General features: G+C 36.2%; 17 protein-coding genes. 4 read left to right on the forward strand and 13 right to left on the reverse strand.

Features of this window, described 5'->3' with window-relative positions; translation table 11 throughout:
- Positions 1-48: 48 nt before the first annotated feature.
- From O1A01_RS17210 to mce, 4 genes are all read right to left on the reverse strand, one after another.
- Positions 49-528, reverse strand: coding sequence for a chemotaxis protein CheW (locus O1A01_RS17210; protein ID WP_066413025.1), 480 nt, complete (start codon positions 526-528; stop codon positions 49-51).
- Between the two features lie 229 nt (positions 529-757).
- Entirely contained in the window at positions 758-1,879 is a 1,122-nt protein-coding gene (locus tag O1A01_RS17215; protein ID WP_270064569.1) for a tripeptidase T, read from the reverse strand.
- A 108-nt stretch (positions 1,880-1,987) separates the two neighbouring features.
- Positions 1,988-3,541: an acyl-CoA carboxylase subunit beta gene (locus tag O1A01_RS17220; protein ID WP_066413021.1), complete on the reverse strand. Its 1,554-nt coding sequence runs from the start codon at positions 3,539-3,541 to the stop codon at positions 1,988-1,990.
- Positions 3,531-3,950: a methylmalonyl-CoA epimerase gene (mce, locus tag O1A01_RS17225; protein ID WP_066413020.1), complete on the reverse strand. Its 420-nt coding sequence runs from the start codon at positions 3,948-3,950 to the stop codon at positions 3,531-3,533. The genes O1A01_RS17220 and mce overlap by 11 nt, the downstream gene beginning before the upstream one ends.
- Positions 3,951-4,065: 115 nt before the next feature.
- On the opposite strand from mce, the gene prli42 reads away from it, so the two are divergent.
- On the forward strand, positions 4,066-4,161 hold the full coding sequence (prli42, locus tag O1A01_RS17230) for a stressosome-associated protein Prli42 (RefSeq protein WP_157076606.1): 96 nt from the start codon (positions 4,066-4,068) through the stop codon (positions 4,159-4,161).
- Between the two features lie 52 nt (positions 4,162-4,213).
- Here prli42 and O1A01_RS17235 read toward each other — a convergent pair whose 3' ends face one another.
- From O1A01_RS17235 to O1A01_RS17275, 9 genes are all read right to left on the reverse strand, one after another.
- Positions 4,214-4,666 (reverse strand): NUDIX hydrolase, encoded by a 453-nt coding sequence (locus O1A01_RS17235; protein ID WP_066413018.1) that lies wholly within the window; start codon positions 4,664-4,666, stop codon positions 4,214-4,216.
- Positions 4,666-5,328 (reverse strand): Type 1 glutamine amidotransferase-like domain-containing protein, encoded by a 663-nt coding sequence (locus O1A01_RS17240; RefSeq protein WP_270064570.1) that lies wholly within the window; start codon positions 5,326-5,328, stop codon positions 4,666-4,668. The genes O1A01_RS17235 and O1A01_RS17240 overlap by 1 nt, the downstream gene beginning before the upstream one ends.
- A 99-nt stretch (positions 5,329-5,427) precedes the next feature.
- Positions 5,428-5,937: a L,D-transpeptidase gene (locus O1A01_RS17245; RefSeq protein ID WP_094366137.1), complete on the reverse strand. Its 510-nt coding sequence runs from the start codon at positions 5,935-5,937 to the stop codon at positions 5,428-5,430.
- A 43-nt stretch (positions 5,938-5,980) separates the two neighbouring features.
- Entirely contained in the window at positions 5,981-6,949 is a 969-nt protein-coding gene (locus tag O1A01_RS17250; RefSeq protein WP_270064571.1) for an aromatic acid exporter family protein, read from the reverse strand.
- 88 nt (positions 6,950-7,037) lie between these two features.
- On the reverse strand, positions 7,038-8,906 hold the full coding sequence (pepF, locus tag O1A01_RS17255) for an oligoendopeptidase F (protein WP_066413008.1): 1,869 nt from the start codon (positions 8,904-8,906) through the stop codon (positions 7,038-7,040).
- Between the two features lie 307 nt (positions 8,907-9,213).
- Positions 9,214-9,651 carry a BrxA/BrxB family bacilliredoxin gene (locus O1A01_RS17260; RefSeq protein WP_270064572.1) on the reverse strand — a complete coding sequence of 146 codons (438 nt, stop codon included), beginning with the start codon at positions 9,649-9,651 and terminating at the stop codon, positions 9,214-9,216.
- A gap of 235 nt (positions 9,652-9,886) precedes the next feature.
- On the reverse strand, positions 9,887-10,903 hold the full coding sequence (meaB, locus tag O1A01_RS17265; RefSeq protein ID WP_066413005.1) for a methylmalonyl Co-A mutase-associated GTPase MeaB: 1,017 nt from the start codon (positions 10,901-10,903) through the stop codon (positions 9,887-9,889).
- Complete coding sequence (gene scpA, locus O1A01_RS17270; protein ID WP_235858069.1) at positions 10,893-13,016, reverse strand: methylmalonyl-CoA mutase; 2,124 nt, start codon at positions 13,014-13,016, stop codon at positions 10,893-10,895. The genes meaB and scpA overlap by 11 nt, the downstream gene beginning before the upstream one ends.
- A 37-nt stretch (positions 13,017-13,053) precedes the next feature.
- Positions 13,054-14,838, reverse strand: coding sequence for a methylmalonyl-CoA mutase family protein (locus O1A01_RS17275; RefSeq protein ID WP_270064573.1), 1,785 nt, complete (start codon positions 14,836-14,838; stop codon positions 13,054-13,056).
- A 259-nt stretch (positions 14,839-15,097) separates the two neighbouring features.
- Between O1A01_RS17275 and O1A01_RS17280 the strand changes: the two genes are divergently transcribed.
- Genes O1A01_RS17280 through istB form a run of 3 tightly spaced genes read left to right on the forward strand, consistent with a single transcriptional unit; the run spans position 15,098 to position 17,346 of the window.
- Positions 15,098-15,319: a hypothetical protein gene (locus tag O1A01_RS17280; protein WP_270064574.1), complete on the forward strand. Its 222-nt coding sequence runs from the start codon at positions 15,098-15,100 to the stop codon at positions 15,317-15,319.
- Positions 15,297-16,586 carry an IS21 family transposase gene (gene istA / locus O1A01_RS17285; RefSeq protein WP_270064575.1) on the forward strand — a complete coding sequence of 430 codons (1,290 nt, stop codon included), beginning with the start codon at positions 15,297-15,299 and terminating at the stop codon, positions 16,584-16,586. The genes O1A01_RS17280 and istA overlap by 23 nt, the downstream gene beginning before the upstream one ends.
- Positions 16,579-17,346, forward strand: coding sequence for an IS21-like element helper ATPase IstB (gene istB, locus O1A01_RS17290; protein ID WP_066417888.1), 768 nt, complete (start codon positions 16,579-16,581; stop codon positions 17,344-17,346). The genes istA and istB overlap by 8 nt, the downstream gene beginning before the upstream one ends.
- Position 17,347: the final 1 nt, after the last annotated feature.

Consider the following 17,347-nt stretch of genomic DNA (forward strand, 5'->3'; position numbering starts at 1 on the left):
CCTTAACAAAAAATTTGAAGGACGCTACTCATTCCTAAAAAGCTAACCTTATGTTTCCGTATAGTTTTCAACCTCTTCTGTTTCTATTAGTTCTTTAATTTTCTCTAGTTCTTCTAATGCACTTACTAGATCACTTACTTTAATTTGTGTAATTAATCTATCATTATAATGAATAACACCCGCAACAAACGGTGTTTTATATACAGCAATTTCATTTATTGGTTTAATCTCATTCACATCAATAATTTCTTTCGCATCATCTACCATTAACCCAACTGGTAAATCGTTTGATTGGACAACAATCACTTTGGACTTTTCATTTACCTCCAACAACTCACGATAAAATACATATTTTGTGTCAATGACAGGGATAAGCTCTTCTCGTACTTTCGCCATACCATATAAATATTCTGGCATATTTGGAATCATTGTTCTCTTTTCTACTTTTTCAATGGAAATTACATCTTGAACAGCTATGCCATACTCTTCTCCATTTACTTCAAAAACAACAAGTTTAATTGTTTCCATTATGTATTCCCCTTTTTAACTTTTCTTGCATCTGTATACGGGATACGACTAAACTCCCACCCTATATTTAGAAGTATAAGTAGGTGAACAGATGCTTACACTCCAATTCGTTTCAGTTCATTATCTTTGTTGTCGTTAGTAAACGTAACAAAGATAATGCCTGGATTTAAATATATTTGAATATGTAAGAATGCTTGGTCATACAATGATAACCAAGCATAAAGTCTTACTAATTTTTTGCTACTTCTTTAATTAACGAAACAACTAATTCCGTTGTCTTAACTAGTTCCTCAATCGGCATACGTTCGTTTGTTGTATGAATTTCTTCATATCCGACAGCTAAGTTCACAGTAGGGATACCAAAACCTGCGATTACGTTAGCGTCACTACCGCCACCACTTTTTTGTAACGCTGGTGTTCTATCAATTGCAGTAACTGCTCTTTTTGCTACTTCTACTACATGATCTCCATCTCCGTATTTAAAGCCTGGATACATTACTTCAATTTCTACTTCTGCATTTCCGCCCATTTCTGCAGTGACAGATTCAAATGCATCTTTCATTTTCGCCACTTGTGCTTCCATTTTTTCAGGTAGTAGTGAACGAGCTTCGGCTAATATTTCCACACGATCGCAAACGATATTTGTTGGTCCATTTCCTTCAAACCGTCCAATATTTGCAGTTGTTTCTTCATCAATACGCCCTAAAGGCATCTTTGCAATTGCTTTTGCAGCCATCGTAATAGCAGAAACTCCTTTTTCTGGAGCTACCCCAGCATGCGCTGTTTTCCCTAGTATGGTCGCTTTTACTTTTGCTTGTGTTGGTGCCGCAACGATAATGTTTCCTACTTTCCCGTCACTATCAAGTGCAAAACCATATTTCGCCGTAACTAAAGATGGATCCAATACTTTTGCTCCAACAAGGCCTGACTCTTCTCCAACAGTGATGATAAACTGTATAGTACCATGTGCTATATTATTTTCTTTTAATACTTTAATTGCTTCTAACATCGCTGCTAAACCAGCTTTATCGTCCGCACCAAGAATCGTAGTACCATCTGTTACAATGTAATCATCTTGAATGGAAGGTTTAATACCTTTCCCTGGTACTACCGTATCCATATGGGAAGTGAAATAGATTGTATCTACTCCCTCCTTCGTTCCAGGCAACGTACAAATTAAGTTACCTGCACCATGTCCTGTTAAATGCATTGTGTCGTCTTCTACAACTTCTACCCCTAGAGCAGAAAATTTTTCTTTCAAAACTTTACAAATTTCAGCTTCAAATTTTGTTTCTGAATCCACTTGCACAAGTTCAAGAAATTCTTCTACTAAACGCTCTTGATTTACCATTATGTATGCCTCCTAAATAAATAACAATATACTACTATTATAACTCAAATATTAACCGTTTGACGAATAAGAAAAGAGACTATCTTTGTAATAGTCTCTTTTCCTATATTATAGCGGTATGTTACCGTGTTTTTTATACGGTCGTGACTCTTTTTTATTTCTTAACATTTCTAGTGCTTGGATTAACTTAATTCTCGTATCTCGTGGGTCAATTACATCATCCACCATACCTTGGCTTGCGGCTACGTAAGGATTAGCAAACTTTTCGCGGTATTCTTCTATTTTTTTAGCACGAGTTTCTTCAGGATTTTCACTTTCATTAATTTCTCTAGCGAAAATAATATTTGCTGCTCCTTGTGGACCCATCACGGCAATTTCGGCATTAGGCCAAGCATAAACTAAATCAGCACCTATAGATTTACTGTTTAAGGCAACATAAGCTCCGCCATATGCTTTTCTCAAAATTACGGTTAATTTTGGTACAGTTGCTTCTGAGTAGGCATACAAAATCTTTGCCCCGTGTCGAATAATACCACCGTGCTCTTGTTTTACCCCCGGGAAAAAGCCCGTTACATCTTCAAATGTGATTATAGGAATATTAAAAGAATCACAGAAACGAATAAAACGTGATGCTTTATCGGATGAATCAATATCTAACCCACCAGCCATTACTTTCGGTTGGTTACAAACTAATCCAACTACTTCTCCTTTAATACGGGCAAGGCCGATTACGATGTTTTTGGCAAAATCTTTTTGAACCTCCATAAACGACCCTTCATCTACTACATGTTCAATCACTTTTCGCACATCATACGGTCGTACAGCATCAAAGGGAATTGCATCTGCTAAATCTGCACGGTAATCATCCCCTTCTTCACAGGAGATTCGATCAGGCTTTTGTTCATTATTAGAAGGCAAGTAGCTTAATAGCTTTCGAACTTGTGCTAACACATCCTCTTCTGATTTACCAGAAAAATGAGCATTCCCACTAATCGAGTTATGTACTTTTGCTCCCCCTAAATCCTCTGAACTAATCTTTTCACCCGTTACCGTTTCTATTACTTTCGGTCCAGTAATAAACATTTGGCTCGTTTCCTCTACCATAAAAACAAAATCGGTAATAGCTGGTGAGTATACGGCTCCACCCGCACAAGGTCCCATAATAACTGAAATTTGCGGGATTACACCAGAATAAATCGAATTTCGGTAAAATATATGGCCATAACCATCGAGTGAGAGAACTCCTTCTTGAATTCTCGCTCCACCTGAATCGTTCAAGCCAACTATCGGTGTGCCGTTTTTAGCTGCTAAATCCATTACATTCGCAATTTTTTTAGCATGCATTTCCCCTAACGCTCCGCCAAACACAGTAAAATCTTGTGAAAACAAATAAATAGGATTTCCGTTCACTTTTCCATATCCCGTAACGACGCCATCGCCAGGGCCTTTTTTGTCCGATAAACCAAAATCATTACAGCGATGTTCAATAAATGGATTAAGTTCTACAAATGTTCCCTCATCTACTAGTAGGTCTATACGCTCACGAGCGGTTAACTTCCCTTTTTCATGCTGCTTTTCAATACGATCGTCTCCTCCACCAAGCTCGACTTCACGACGACGATCATATAACTCATTAATTTTATCAAACATATCAACCGTCATTTTCTTCCCCCACCTTTTCACATAATTCGTATAACACTCCTGATGCTGCTTTAGGATGTAAAAATGCTATATCGGCACCGCCAGCCCCTTTTCTTGAAGCGGAGTCGATCATAGGAACCCCTTGTTCTATTAACTCTTTTATTCTCTCTTCAATATTATCTACCCCTAAAGCTACGTGATGAATCCCTTCTCCTCTTTTTTCAATAAACTTTGCGATAGGACTATCAGAAGAAGTAGGTTCTAACAACTCTAATTTACAATTTCCTGCTTTCAAAAATGCCACTTTTACTCGTTGACTACTTACTTCTTCCACCGCAAGTAAAGGTAGTTTTAAAACATTTGTATAAAATGGTAGAGAATGCTCTATCGATTGAACGGCAATCCCTATATGATCAATGTTTTTTATCATTTTTATACCCCTTTGTTTAACTAGAATTTCATAGATTCGACAATGTCTACACTTGTGTAACATAGCAATACACGTTAAAATAATAAAAGGACTAAGGACAAGGAGTGAAAACTTCATGCATAACCGTAAAATGCAAAAGATAATTGTTTATTTAATGATTGCTGTCATGCTTATAACTTCTTTATTAGCAGGAGCAACAATGTTCTTCTAAAATAGTAACCTTCAAATCCAGCTAAAATAAACGGCTGGATTTTTACATATTGTTAACTCTCGATTACTACATTTGATAAACTTACTTTCAGTTCTACCGCTCTCTTTATACTATCTTTAAAATAATCAGGAGCTTTTTCATCATTTAAAATATCTTCTGCTGGCAGCCAATAAACTGCTCCTACTTCCTCTACACTTTTAGCATGAGCTTCTCCACTTTTATATTCTGCTAAAAATACGATGTCCACTACATGTGTACCATCATCAGCTATAAAAGAAGTGCTATGTACATAATGTAAAGTCGATTGTAACTCAACCCCTACCTCTTCCCATACTTCTCTTCTTATCGTTGCTTCTAAAATATTTTCTTTCGTTCCTTCTTTATCTACTTTCCCTCCAACTAAAGACAACTCTCCAGCGGCATGTTCTTCTAATTCACTTCTTTTTATAAAAAGCCATTTATCTCCCTTATATATCGCTGCTTCTACATTGACGATAAATAACATTATTTTCCCCCTATTTTCACTAACCTTTTATTTTGAACAGAGTACACACCTTTCCCTTCCATATCGATTAATTCTTCATTGAGTAATCGGATTCCTGTTTTCTCATCAAGACCAAAATTTTGATAGAAAGGAAATTGACTTACCATCTGGGAAAAATGCTCTTCATCGTCCCATTCCGTTAAATGTACTGCTAATACTGTATTAGAAAGTAGTCCTACACCTTTCCTTAACTGATATTCTTGTTTGTCGTTATCCTTCGCAGAAATAATACACTTATTTGGACAAATTAATGCACCTGCTGAAAAACCAGTGATAGGTCTTCCCTCCATGTACAACTCTTTTATCACTTGTCCTAGTTCACTATCAACAATGAAATCGGCATATGTATTTGTATCTCCCCCACATATAATAACTCCACTACTCTCCTTAAGGAGCCTAATAGCTTTTTCTATCGGTGTTGATTGTAATGGAATGTAGGTAAAGTGGTGTCTCCCCACCTGCTCTAAAGGCTCTGTAACTATAGCCATATAATCTTTCCAGCCATCCCTTTCTAAGAACATAATAGAAATGGGTTGTTCCGTTGCTATTAGACTAGCAAACTGCTTGGCTAGGCGAGGAGTAAAAGGCGGCCCACTCCCGAATAGAAATAAATGATTGTCCAAAATTCATCCCCCTCTTCCACTATATTTTATCATTAGTAGAGGAGGATTTTAATGAATTTTTGAACAATTACTACTTATTCGTTGTAAAAGGCTGGCTCATTAAGGGACTATTCCTTTTTCTTGGCCGAGCTCCTTAAAACTTTTGTCCGATTTTAAAATCCAAATTTTTGTTCCGATTGGTACTTGTTCAAATAGCTTTTCTACATTTTCATTTGCTAACCGGATACATCCTTGTGTAACATAGTGTCCAATTGAGCTTGGATTATTCGTACCATGTACTCCATATGTTCTACCTTCTGTTCCTTCCGCGTCAAATCCAATCCACCTAGTTCCTAAAGGATTTTTAGGGTCACCGCCTGGTATGTCCTTTTTTCTGTAATAAGGCTCAACTGCTTTTATTGTAATGGTAAATTCTCCTTCAGGAGTTAATTCATTTGATTTTCCAGTCGCTACTTTGTAAATGACTTTAATTTCTTCCTCAACGTAAAACGCTATTTCGTTTGTTTGTTTATTCACGATAATATATGGATCACCAGGAAGAGGGTTAGGCCCTAACGGCCATAAAGGTGATGTAATTAATGAAAAAATGAGCGAAATAATAAAAGCCATTACCAACACTCCTTTTTCCTTAGTGTGTGGCAATGGCTATCTTTCATGCATATTGTTTTAATCCGCCTTTAAAGTCACATTTAATAATTAAATACTGTTCCAATTCTTTTACAAGATGTCGTAACGAAGCTCTCGTTTCAAATTCTGTCCGACCTTGTGGTAACGGCATCGCTTGAAATTCCTCTGTAAGTTTTCGCAAATTATTAATATGTATAATCGCGGTATTTCCTGCGTGGATAGATTCTGCTACCTCTTCAATAAAATCAGCCACCATATCAGCCTGTTCGACATCCATTTTAATTGTGGAAACGATTGGTATCATTCTTTCTAAAACATCTAGCTGTCTCTCTCTCATTTTAAAATAATGATAGTAGCTATTTTCGTTTCGTTTAAAATGATTTTCTACATCACGGAAAGCTAAACTTTTCGCTTTATTTAAAAGATTAACACTCTCTGGAATTTCTTCTCCGCTCCACCCACGATCTCCATGACGTAAATAGGCCGCTAATTCTAGCAAGATTTTATTGTAATTACTTTCTATTTTTTCTTGATAGCCCTTTAACTCATTTTCCATACTAGGCATATACAAATTCATAATTAGAGCAATCCCAATCCCAATTGTGATAATCGCAAGTTCATTCCATATGAGTGAAACGGAATAATGTCCAGTCGAATAAACATGTAAAAGTATTACAGTACTCGTTACAATTCCTTCCGTTATTTTAAACATAACTGTAATCGGAATAAACAACAGTAGAAATAATCCTATTGCCACAGGATGATATCCAATAATCTCGAATATTAAACCTGACACAAAAAGACTAAGTGTACAAGCAATGAACCTCGATTTTGCACTAATAATAGACTTCATTTTTGTTGCTTGAATGCAAAGAATTGTTAGTATACCAGCTGAAGTGAAAAACTCCAGTTCAAAAAACTGTGCAATGAAAATTGCAAGTGTAACTCCTAATGCTGTCTTCGCGGTCCGATAACCGATTTTAAATTTTTTCATTCTTTAGAACCCTTCCTTCAAATCATCTCCTATTATAAAGGAAGAAATTATATTTTGTAACTTAAAAGAGAAGGAGGAACGGAAACTATTAATTAGTTTCCGTTAACAACTGCTCAAATTCATCTAATAGCTGTTCAAATCTTCTCATTGTTTGCTTGATTGGCTTAGGGTTACTCATGTCTACTCCTGTTTCTTTTAAAATTTGAATCGGTGGCTTACTACCACCACTTGATAACAATTTATCGATTATTCTTTTTTGTGCCTCTCCATTCTCTTCTTTTAGCTGTTCCGCTAATGCTGCTGAAGCGGCGAAACTAGTCGCATATTGATACGTATAAAAGCTGGAATGGAAGAAATGAGGTACTCTTGCCCATTCCATCGCGATTTTATCATCAATATCCATCACCTTGCCAAAATGTTTATTTACAATATTAAGGTAAATTTCTTTAATTTTATCTGCATGTAACGCCTCTCCGTTTTGCCCTGCCTCGTGAACTGCTTTTTCAAATTCCGCAAATTGCGTTTGTCTAAACAAAGTAACTCTAAAATCTTCTAAATATTTATAAAGAGCTAATAGTTTTTCTTCCTTTGTTTTTGCATTTTCGATAAATTGCTGGTGTAATAAATGTTCGTTTAATGTAGAGGCCACTTCTGCTGTGAACGTAACATATTGCGCATCTTGATACGGTTGGTTTTCGTTGGAAAAATACGAATGAGCAGCGTGACCAAATTCATGCGCTAACGTCATAACGTCATGTTGTAATCCTTGATAATTTAACAATATAAATGGATGGATTGCAAAAGCCCCTAATTGATACGCACCGGTCGCTTTCCCTTTGTTCGGATATACATCTACCCATCTTTCTTTCAATCCTTTTTCCACTATATTTGTATAATCATTTCCTAATGGAGCTAATCCCTTTAATACAATTTGTTGTGCTTCTTCATATGAAATTTCTTTTTCTTCCTTTATAGGTGAAGGTGCGGCCAAATCATATAGCTCCATATTATCTAGCTGTAAAAATTGTTGTTTTAATTTTAAGTAACGATGAAATAACGGTAAATGTTGATCAACTGTTTTAATTAGCTTTTCGTAAACTTTTGGTTCAATTTCCTTTGATTCTAAACTTGCTTGTAGTGCACTATTATACTTTTTCGTCTTTGCAAAAAAATTGTTTGCTTTTATAATGTTGGCAAGAATCGATGCAAAGCTATCTTCGTATTGAGAAAGTGTTTCATAGTATGTTTCAAAAGCAGCCTTTCTTAAACTCCGGTCATTACTTGTCATATACACACTATACGTTTGCGGAGTTAGTGTATACTCTTGTTCGTTTACTCGAATATTAGGAAGCTGTAAATCTTTTGATATCATAGTGAAAATCTCATTGGATGCATGTAAAAATGGCATCGCCTCAATTAAAACTTCTTCCGATTCCTTTGGAAGAGCATGTTCTTTTCCATTGTACACTTGCTCTAAAAAATATCGATATTCTTCTAAATCTTTATGAGTGACAATGCTTTTCCAGCTCTTTTTATCAATATCTTGTATCGCATTCGTGAACCAGTTTGTTTGTTGGACGATTGTAACCGTCATCTTTTCTATTTCGTTTGATAACTCCATTGCATACGGATTTCCCATATCAACATCAAATAATAATTTCGAATACACGTAAGCTTTCTCAAATATTTGGTTAATAGTAAAATATTGTTCCAATAACTTTTGTAACTGCTTTGCTGATTCTATCGGCTTTTCTTCCTTTGCAAATTTGTTTGCCAATTTTTCAGCCAGTTTTAAATCTTTTCGCCATTCTTTTTCATCCTTGTATATTGAAGCTAAATCCCACTTATACTTATCTTCTGCCTGATCCCTTGTCCATTCATTTGCGGAGACAAATGGCACTTGAAATAAGAGGACAAGACACATAATCATCGGTATCATACTTTTTACATACTTCATACTAAACATCCCCTCCAAAATATTCACCTTATTATTGTTTGTTTTCCACGATTTTCTATTCAAGTGAAATTTTGAGGAAGGACAAAAACGCAGGCACTTCGACCAGTACAATCTGGACTGTTAGGTAGGAGATAAAGGAAACACTGCGAATGTAGTGAGCTTATCGTACGGACGGAACAGGAAGATTGATAGGGCCTAAGCACCGGAGCTAGACGTTTCGTAAGTAAACGTTAGTAGTTATGCGAAAAAATTCAAAAATTACCTTATTAAAAAAAATGCAGTGGATAAATTCCACTGCATTTCTTACTTATACTTCTTCACAATATTGATCAAAGTATCCTTGTAATTTGTTTATGACAGACATTGGCGCATGTCCTTCAATTTCATGACGTTCAACCATCGTTAAAATTTTTCCATCTTTTAATAGAGCAAAAGATGGTGAAGATGGTGGATAGCCTTCAAAATATTCACGTGCTTTTTCTGTCGCTTCTTTATCTTGGCCAGCAAACACTGTTACTAAGTGATTTGGACGTTTATCTGCATGAATGGCATGTGTTGCTGCTGGTCTTGCAATACCACCTGCACATCCGCACACAGAGTTAACCATTACTAGCGTAACTCCTTTTCGGCTAAACGCTTCTTCTACTTCTTCAGGAGTACGAAGATGCTCGTATCCTGCATGATCCATTTCTTCTCTTGCTTGACGTACAACATCACTCATTAAAAAATTAAAATCCATACTCATGTTGTTTTCACCTCTTTTTCTTCCTTCTATTATCATACCAATTTACAATGAATTTTAAAATAAAAAAGATGTTTAATTTAAAAATAACCGGGTATATTATTAATACATCTAGATATCCATACCCCTATACTCCCTAGATGAAGGAAAGTGTTTCGTACACTTTCCTATTTTTTTTGAAGTGTTCGAGGTATAGCCACAATTTTGAAAAATAGAAAAAAAGCACCATTACTCCAGCTTACTCTTCTCTTCTATCATATTGGTCTAACAACTCTTTCACTGCTGTTGATACAGGCATGTTTTCTTGATCTAATTTTTTCTTTACAATTGGAAGTTGTGTTTTGATCGTAGAATGTTGAAAAAATCTTCGTTCGAGCTCATCTTTTAACGATGCAAAAAACCATTGTTGCTTTTGCTCACTTCGTCTTTTTTCAAATTGATCAGAGTCTTTCGTATTCTGCGCAAATTGAGTAATTACTTCCCACGCTTCCATAATTCCTGTACCGTTTATAGCTGAACATGTTTTCGCTTTCGTTTGCCATCCTGGTGTTGCAGGTTGTAAAAAGTGTAAGATTTGATTATATTCTCGGGCAGTCCGATTTGCATTACGTAAGTTTTCTCCATCTGCTTTATTGACTAATATTAAATCAATTAGCTCCATTATTCCTTTTTTCATTCCTTGAAGCTCATCACCAGCACCCGTTAATACAAGTAATAAAAAAAAGTCGACCATATCTCGAACAATTCCTTCACTTTGCCCAACACCGACCGTTTCTACAAGAATAACGTCATAGCCAGCTGCTTCACATAAAAGAATACTTTCTCGAGTTTTTCTATTCACTCCACCTAACGTACCGCCTGAAGGAGAAGGTCGGATAAAAGCTTGCGGATGTTTTGCAAGCTCTTCCATCCTCGTCTTATCCCCTAATATACTTCCACCACTTTTCGAGCTAGATGGATCAACCGCGAGGACTGCTACTTTCTTTCCAATCGAACATAAATATAGACCAAAAGCTTCTATAAATGTACTTTTCCCTGCCCCTGGAACACCACTAATTCCGATTCGAATAGAATTACCAGTCCGGTCTATTACGTTTTGGAGTATGTGTTGACTTTGAGTAAAATGCCGTTCTGCATTACTTTCTACTAACGTAATAGCTTTTGCTAAGGCGGCTCGGTTTCCATGAAGCAGCTGCTTATAAAGCTGCTCCACGTTCTCCTCTTTTGTTCGAATTAATTTTTTCTTATTGTTCATCTTCTACATCAACTTCCTCGTAACCGAGACGCTCATATATTTTATCAATAATAATTTCAGCAGCAGTCGGTATTACCGTTCCCGGTCCAAATATTGCACTTGCACCATGCTCATAAAGATACGGATAATCTTTATAAGGGATAACCCCACCAATAATAACGATAATATCTTCTCGACCATGCTTTTTTAATTGTTCTACTAACTTAGGTAATAACGTTTTATGCCCAGCAGCTAGTGAGCTTATTCCGACAACATGCACGTCGTTTTCAACTGCTTGCAATGCTGTTTCCTCTGGAGTTTGAAAAAGTGGACCAATATCTACATCAAAACCAAGATCACTATAGCCAGTAGCAACAACTTTTGCTCCACGGTCATGGCCATCTTGCCCCATCTTCGCAATCATAATACGAGGTCTTCTTCCTTCTAACTCGTAAAATTGTTCTATTTTCTCACGAACACGATTCATTTCTTCCTCATTCGTAAATTCAGAAGCATACACACCACTAACAGATCGAATAACTGCTCGATGTCTCCCTGACACTTTTTCAATTGCATCAGAAATTTCTCCTAAACTCGCTCGAGCTCTCGCCGCTTCAATTGCAAGTTCCAATAAATTTCCTTCACCAGATTGTGCACTTAATGTTAATGCTTCTAATGATTGTTTCACTTTTTGTTCATCACGATTGGATCGTAGTTGGTTTAGTCGTTCGACTTGCTTTTGTAAAACTTCCTCGTTATTTATATCTAAAATCTCTATGTTCGTATCTTCTTTTTCTAATCGAAATTTATTTACGCCAATTATTGCTTCCTTCCCAGAATCAATCTTTGCCTGACGTCTTGCCGCCGCTTCTTCAATTTTCATTTTCGGTAATCCTGTTTCAATTGCCTTTGCCATACCACCAAGCTGTTCAATTTCTTCAATATGCGCCCAAGCTTTTTCAATTAATTCACTCGTTAATGTCTCCACATAGTGCGAACCCGCCCACGGATCGATAACCTTTGTAATTTCAGTTTCATCCTGAAGATAAAGCTGCGTATTTCTTGCAATACGTGCGGAAAAATCAGTCGGTAATGCAATTGCTTCATCTAACGCATTCGTGTGAAGTGATTGTGTATGGCCGTTCGCAGCCGCTAAAGCTTCCATACAAGTTCTCGTTACGTTATTAAACGGATCTTGCTCTGTTAAACTCCAACCAGAAGTTTGCGAGTGCGTTCTTAATGCGAGTGACTTTTCATTTTTCGGGTTAAAAGTTTTCATCATTTTCGCCCAAAGGAAACGTGCCGCCCTCATTTTTGCAACTTCCATGAAAAAATTCATTCCGATTGCCCAAAAGAAAGATAATCGTGGAGCAAACGCGTCAATATGAATACCTGATTTCACACCTGTACGCACATATTCCAGTCCGTCAGCAAGTGTATAGGCAAGCTCGATATCTGCCGGTGCACCCGCTTCTTGCATGTGGTAACCGGAAATACTAATACTATTAAACTTTGGCATATGTTGAGACGTGTAAGCAAATATATCTCCAATAATACGCATCGACATATCTGGTGGATAAATGTACGTATTACGAACCATATATTCTTTTAAAATATCGTTTTGGATAGTACCAGCTAATTGTTCTTTTGAAACACCTTGTTCTTCAGCAGTCACTATATAAAACGCCATAATCGGTAATACGGCACCGTTCATCGTCATTGAAACAGACATTTGATCCAATGGAATGCCATCAAACAATATTTTCATATCTAAAATAGAATCTATAGCTACCCCAGCTTTCCCCACATCTCCAACAACACGTGGATGATCTGAATCATAGCCTCTATGTGTTGCTAGGTCGAATGCAACTGACAATCCCTTTTGACCTGCTTCTAAATTTCGACGATAAAACGCGTTACTTTCTTCCGCAGTCGAAAAGCCTGCATATTGGCGTATCGTCCATGGACGGTTAACATACATCGTTGGATAAGGTCCACGAACATACGGAGCTACACCGGGAAATGTATGTAAATGTTCTTTATTATCAATGTCAGCCTCAGTGTACTGAGATTTAATTTTTATTTGCTCGTTCGTTTCGAAAAAGATATCTTCATAGCTAACTTCTTGGTCCATTGATGATGGTTGTATATTCAATTTTACTTTTGAAAAATCAGGCCTCACCTTTATTCACCCCTAACACAGTTTGGATCGTCATAAGTTGGTCGTAACAATTAGAATGTAAATGAATCGTTTCATCTACCCCGTCTACCTTTGTCTTTCCAGCTACGACAACAAAACTGTCTTCACTCACTTCTTTTAGAAATTGAACAATATGTTGTAAATTTTCTTCATAAGCTATATCTGTTCCACAAATGCAAATTGCTTTTCTATTCCATTCCGTAGAAACCCACTCTTTTATAGATTCCACAGTTTCCAGGCTAGCACTTTGTTGTACTTGAAGTCCTCCAACTTGGAAAAAGCTAGCGGCAAAATCAGTCCGTTGCTTATGTTCTTTTAATTTTCCAATATTTAATAACGTAATTGTTGGCTCTTGACTAGTGTTTTGTTTAAACTCGCTTGCTTGAAGCCTCAAATTTTCAAACGCTTCTGCAATACGAAGTTTTCGTAAATTACCTTTTGTTTCACTCGGTACTAAGGTATCTTTTAAGTTCGGATACATGTTAACACCGACCATTTTTTTCTTTCTATTTTTAATATCATTTACTCTTTTTATGGCCACTTGTTGAATATCTTGCTGTAAAGTATTTGATGTTAAAGCAGATATAATGCCACCCTGCTTTTCTATCTTTTGAAAGTAACCCCATGCATTTTGGGCAAGCTCCTCTGTTAAAGTTTCTATATAATAGGAACCAGCCGCAGGATCAATTACTTTATTTAAAAATGATTCATCTTTCAGCACATAATGTGTGTTACGTGCAATTCTTCTAGAAAAAGTATTTTCTTTACTAGAGTAACTTCCAATATTTAAACTATTCACTCCTGCTACTACCGCGGAGAACGCTTCGGTTGTCGTACGAAGCATATTCACATGTTCATCTAGTATAGATTTATTGATCGATGATGTCGTCGCGTGAATAGTCATTTGTTGAGCTTGTGTTGAACCACCAAATTGTTGAATGATTGTAGCCCACATTACTTTTGCAGCGCGAACTTTGGCTAACTCCATAAACAAGTCACTTCCAACGTTGTATGAAAAAACAAACGTATTTGCCGCTTCGTCTATACTGAGCCCTCGCTCAATTAATTGTGTTAAGTATTCCACTGCTGTAGCCATCGTTGCTGCCAATTCTTGAACAGCATTTGCACCTGCTTCATGGTAAGGTTCTGAACGAACCCAAATTGTTCTTACATTAGGGACTTCCTTTATAGTATTTGCTACACTACTATACGTAGCTTCCGATAATTGCAACTCACCTGTTTGTGCAAACTCACCGATTGGATCCATCCCAATGTATCCGGTTATAGTTTGTAAATTTACTTGCTGTGTATGTAAATATTCTTTCAATAGATTAAAGAAATCCTCTACATTTACTCCTGTATAAACATGTAACGGTGTTTCAGTGAGGTTAATGGAGTGTAATAAAGTATGCAAGTCTTCAAGTGCACCAATATGTACTTCTTTCGTTTCGAAATGCACTGCTTCAAGTCCAACCTTGAATTCAGTTTGTAAAATATCGTTTAATTGCGATAACGAAAGTCCAGATGGTAATTTTTGACTAACGAACCAGTCATTGCTGGCACCTTTTGGAAAATAATTAGAAGCTCCTTTTATATCCTGTTCTGTATACAAAGGTTTTCTCTTAATTCCTTCATACGTACTACTGAAAAGCGACTCGACTGTTTTACCTTTTAACGTAGCTGCCACTTTTTCTTCCCAGTCTTTATATGTTCCATTTGGAAATTTAATTTCCTTCATATTGTGAAGCTGATCCATTGCCATCCCCCTCGTAAATACAGATAGTTAACGCTTTCATACTTCAATTTTAATATAGTTGTAGAATAGTAACAACTTTTTCTCGTTTTAATCATTCATCGGTAAGTAATATTGGGTAGTTTTACCTTGTCCGGTTTTAGGTAAATGGTGGAGGATGCGGATCATCGTGTTTCTTGAGGGGATTAGTAAAAACTCTCTACATTTCTGATTCGTTAACTTATTTTCAAACAATAATGCGTAATCTTTTAAAGAAGTATATATGAATGACTTTTTTTCGTTATCACAATTATTAGGGCAAGCCCAAGTATTCTTCACCTTAGGTAACGGTAACCTATTACACTTTGGACAACGTACTCCCTTTTGTATAAATGCTAACTTAAGAATGTACAAAAATGATTATTTAAAAATGTACAGCTTTGATAAGTTAATGGATAATATTCTAGAGGTGAAAGAATATTATGCATATGCAAATCAGTGTTAATACAGATATTGAAATTAAGAGTTTAGCAGACTTACCAAAATTAAAATTATTAATGGAGAGCTTAAAGATGAAAATCAATAAGAGTAAATTGGCCCGGGATATGGGTGTAGATCGGAGGACGATTGACAAATATCTAAAGGGATATAAGCCGAAAAGCACTCGTAAAAGAACATCAAAAGTGGATGAATACTATGAGGTCATAAAGTTGCTTCTGTCAGAAGGATCCATTCAAAAATTTTATTACAAGAGAGTTCTATGGCAATACTTGAAAGATAATCATGGCTTAGATTGTGGACAATCAACTTTTAGAAAATACATATCCAGTAAATCGGAATTCCAAAGTTATTTTAAATCAGAGAAGCGTAAGAGTACAGTTAGTGAAGTGGTCCGTTTTGAAACACCACCAGCAGAACAAGCGCAATTAGATTGGAAAGAAAATATTCGCTATATTACAAAAGACGGGGAAATCCTATATGTGAATGTATATGTATTATTACTTTCCTATTCAAGGTTTCGTACATACAACCTATCAATCTCTAAGTCTCAAAGTATATTATTGTCATTCCTTACGGAAAGTTTTGAGGCATTTGGAGGAGTGCCGAAAACCATTCTGACAGACAACATGAAAACGATTATGGACGAACCTCGAACAGAATATCAAAAAGGAAAAGTAAACGAGAAATTTTTTCAATTTTCTAAGGATATGGGATTTGAAGTAAAGCCCTGTATCGCTGGGAGACCGAGGACAAAAGGAAAAGTAGAATCACCAATGAAACTACTTGATGAAATTCACGCATATCAAGGAAAGTTTGATTATGAAGAGCTTTATCAATTTGTCCAAAAGTTATGTGATCGTATTAACAATAGCTATCATCAAGGAACAGGAAAAATCCCAATACTAGCAATAAATAAAGAAAGAAATCTCCTATCCCCATTACCACATGAACGAATAAGAGATTCCTATAGAATTGATCATACACCTGTAAAAGTAAATCCGTCTAATATGGTTACTTACAAATCCAATCAGTATTCAGTCCCACCTGGATACATCGGAAAAACGGTTCGTTTACAAGTATATGACAACCATATCTTTGTTTATTATAACACGGATTTAATTGTCCAACACCCTATTCGCCAGTCAAAAATTAATTACAAGCCGGAGCATTACGCTGATACATTAGCAAGAGGACTACCGTCCTCTACGAATATAGAAGAACTGGCAATGAAAAACTTAGAGGCAATTAATGAGGTGTATAAAAATGAATAGCAGCTATAACAAACTTGTAAAAAATTTAGAGTATTTAAAGTTAAAACAAATGGTCCTGCATCTCGATGAAACCATTGATTTTATGACCAAGAATGAATTGTCGTTTACAGACACTATGATCAAACTGACGGACTATGAAATTGACATGAAGGAAGTAAACATGGTGAGGTCAATGGTAAAAGTCGGTGCATTTCCGCATTTTAAGGAAATAAAAGACTTTGATTTTGACTTTCAACCATCGATTAATAAACAACAAATCTTAGACTTTACTACCTTACGGTTTATTGAACAGAAAGAAAATATCGTTTTTTTGGGAACAAGTGGAGTAGGGAAAACTCATTTAGCAACAGCGATTGGAATCGCAGCTGCCAAGAAAAGAACGAGCACCTATTTTATTAAATGTAATGATTTAATTCTAAATCTAAAAAAGGCGAAACTTGAAAATCGTTTAGAAACCAGGCTGAAACATTATGCGAAATACAAGCTACTGATTATTGATGAAATTGGCTACCTTCCAATTGACGCAGAAGATGCCAAGTTATTTTTCCAGTTAATCGATATGAGATATGAACAGAAGAGCACTATTTTGACAACAAATGCCAGCTTCAAAACATGGGGTGAAATATTTCAAGACCCTAAAATAGCCAATGCCATTTTAGACCGTGTTCTTCATCACGCCACAGTGGTTAATATTATCGGCGACTCATATCGGTTAAAAGATCATTTTAACAGGGAAAACAAAGTACAAGGAGATAAATAAT

The sequence above is a fragment of the Sutcliffiella sp. NC1 genome, assembly GCF_027594365.1.
Lineage (GTDB): Bacteria > Bacillota > Bacilli > Bacillales > Bacillaceae_I > Sutcliffiella > Sutcliffiella cohnii.

Excerpts from the sequence above, each read along its gene's own strand:
- O1A01_RS17220 (WP_066413021.1), bottom strand. The coding sequence starts at position 3,541 with ATGACGGTTGATATGTTTGATAAAATTAATGAGTTATATGATCGTCGT.
- O1A01_RS17245 (WP_094366137.1), bottom strand. The coding sequence starts at position 5,937 with ATGGCTTTTATTATTTCGCTCATTTTTTCATTAATTACATCACCTTTA.
- O1A01_RS17250 (WP_270064571.1), bottom strand. The coding sequence starts at position 6,949 with ATGAAAAAATTTAAAATCGGTTATCGGACCGCGAAGACAGCATTAGGA.
- istA (WP_270064575.1), top strand. The coding sequence starts at position 15,297 with ATGCATATGCAAATCAGTGTTAATACAGATATTGAAATTAAGAGTTTA.
- istB (WP_066417888.1), top strand. The coding sequence starts at position 16,579 with ATGAATAGCAGCTATAACAAACTTGTAAAAAATTTAGAGTATTTAAAG.
- O1A01_RS17275 (WP_270064573.1), bottom strand. The coding sequence starts at position 14,838 with ATGGATCAGCTTCACAATATGAAGGAAATTAAATTTCCAAATGGAACA.
- prli42 (WP_157076606.1), top strand. The coding sequence starts at position 4,066 with ATGCATAACCGTAAAATGCAAAAGATAATTGTTTATTTAATGATTGCT.
- O1A01_RS17210 (WP_066413025.1), bottom strand. The coding sequence starts at position 528 with ATGGAAACAATTAAACTTGTTGTTTTTGAAGTAAATGGAGAAGAGTAT.
- meaB (WP_066413005.1), bottom strand. The coding sequence starts at position 10,903 with ATGAACAATAAGAAAAAATTAATTCGAACAAAAGAGGAGAACGTGGAG.
- mce (WP_066413020.1), bottom strand. The coding sequence starts at position 3,950 with ATGATAAAAAACATTGATCATATAGGGATTGCCGTTCAATCGATAGAG.
- O1A01_RS17280 (WP_270064574.1), top strand. The coding sequence starts at position 15,098 with ATGAATGACTTTTTTTCGTTATCACAATTATTAGGGCAAGCCCAAGTA.
- scpA (WP_235858069.1), bottom strand. The coding sequence starts at position 13,016 with ATGGACCAAGAAGTTAGCTATGAAGATATCTTTTTCGAAACGAACGAG.
- O1A01_RS17260 (WP_270064572.1), bottom strand. The coding sequence starts at position 9,651 with ATGAGTATGGATTTTAATTTTTTAATGAGTGATGTTGTACGTCAAGCA.
- O1A01_RS17215 (WP_270064569.1), bottom strand. The coding sequence starts at position 1,879 with ATGGTAAATCAAGAGCGTTTAGTAGAAGAATTTCTTGAACTTGTGCAA.
- pepF (WP_066413008.1), bottom strand. The coding sequence starts at position 8,906 with ATGAAGTATGTAAAAAGTATGATACCGATGATTATGTGTCTTGTCCTC.
- O1A01_RS17235 (WP_066413018.1), bottom strand. The coding sequence starts at position 4,666 with ATGTTATTTATCGTCAATGTAGAAGCAGCGATATATAAGGGAGATAAA.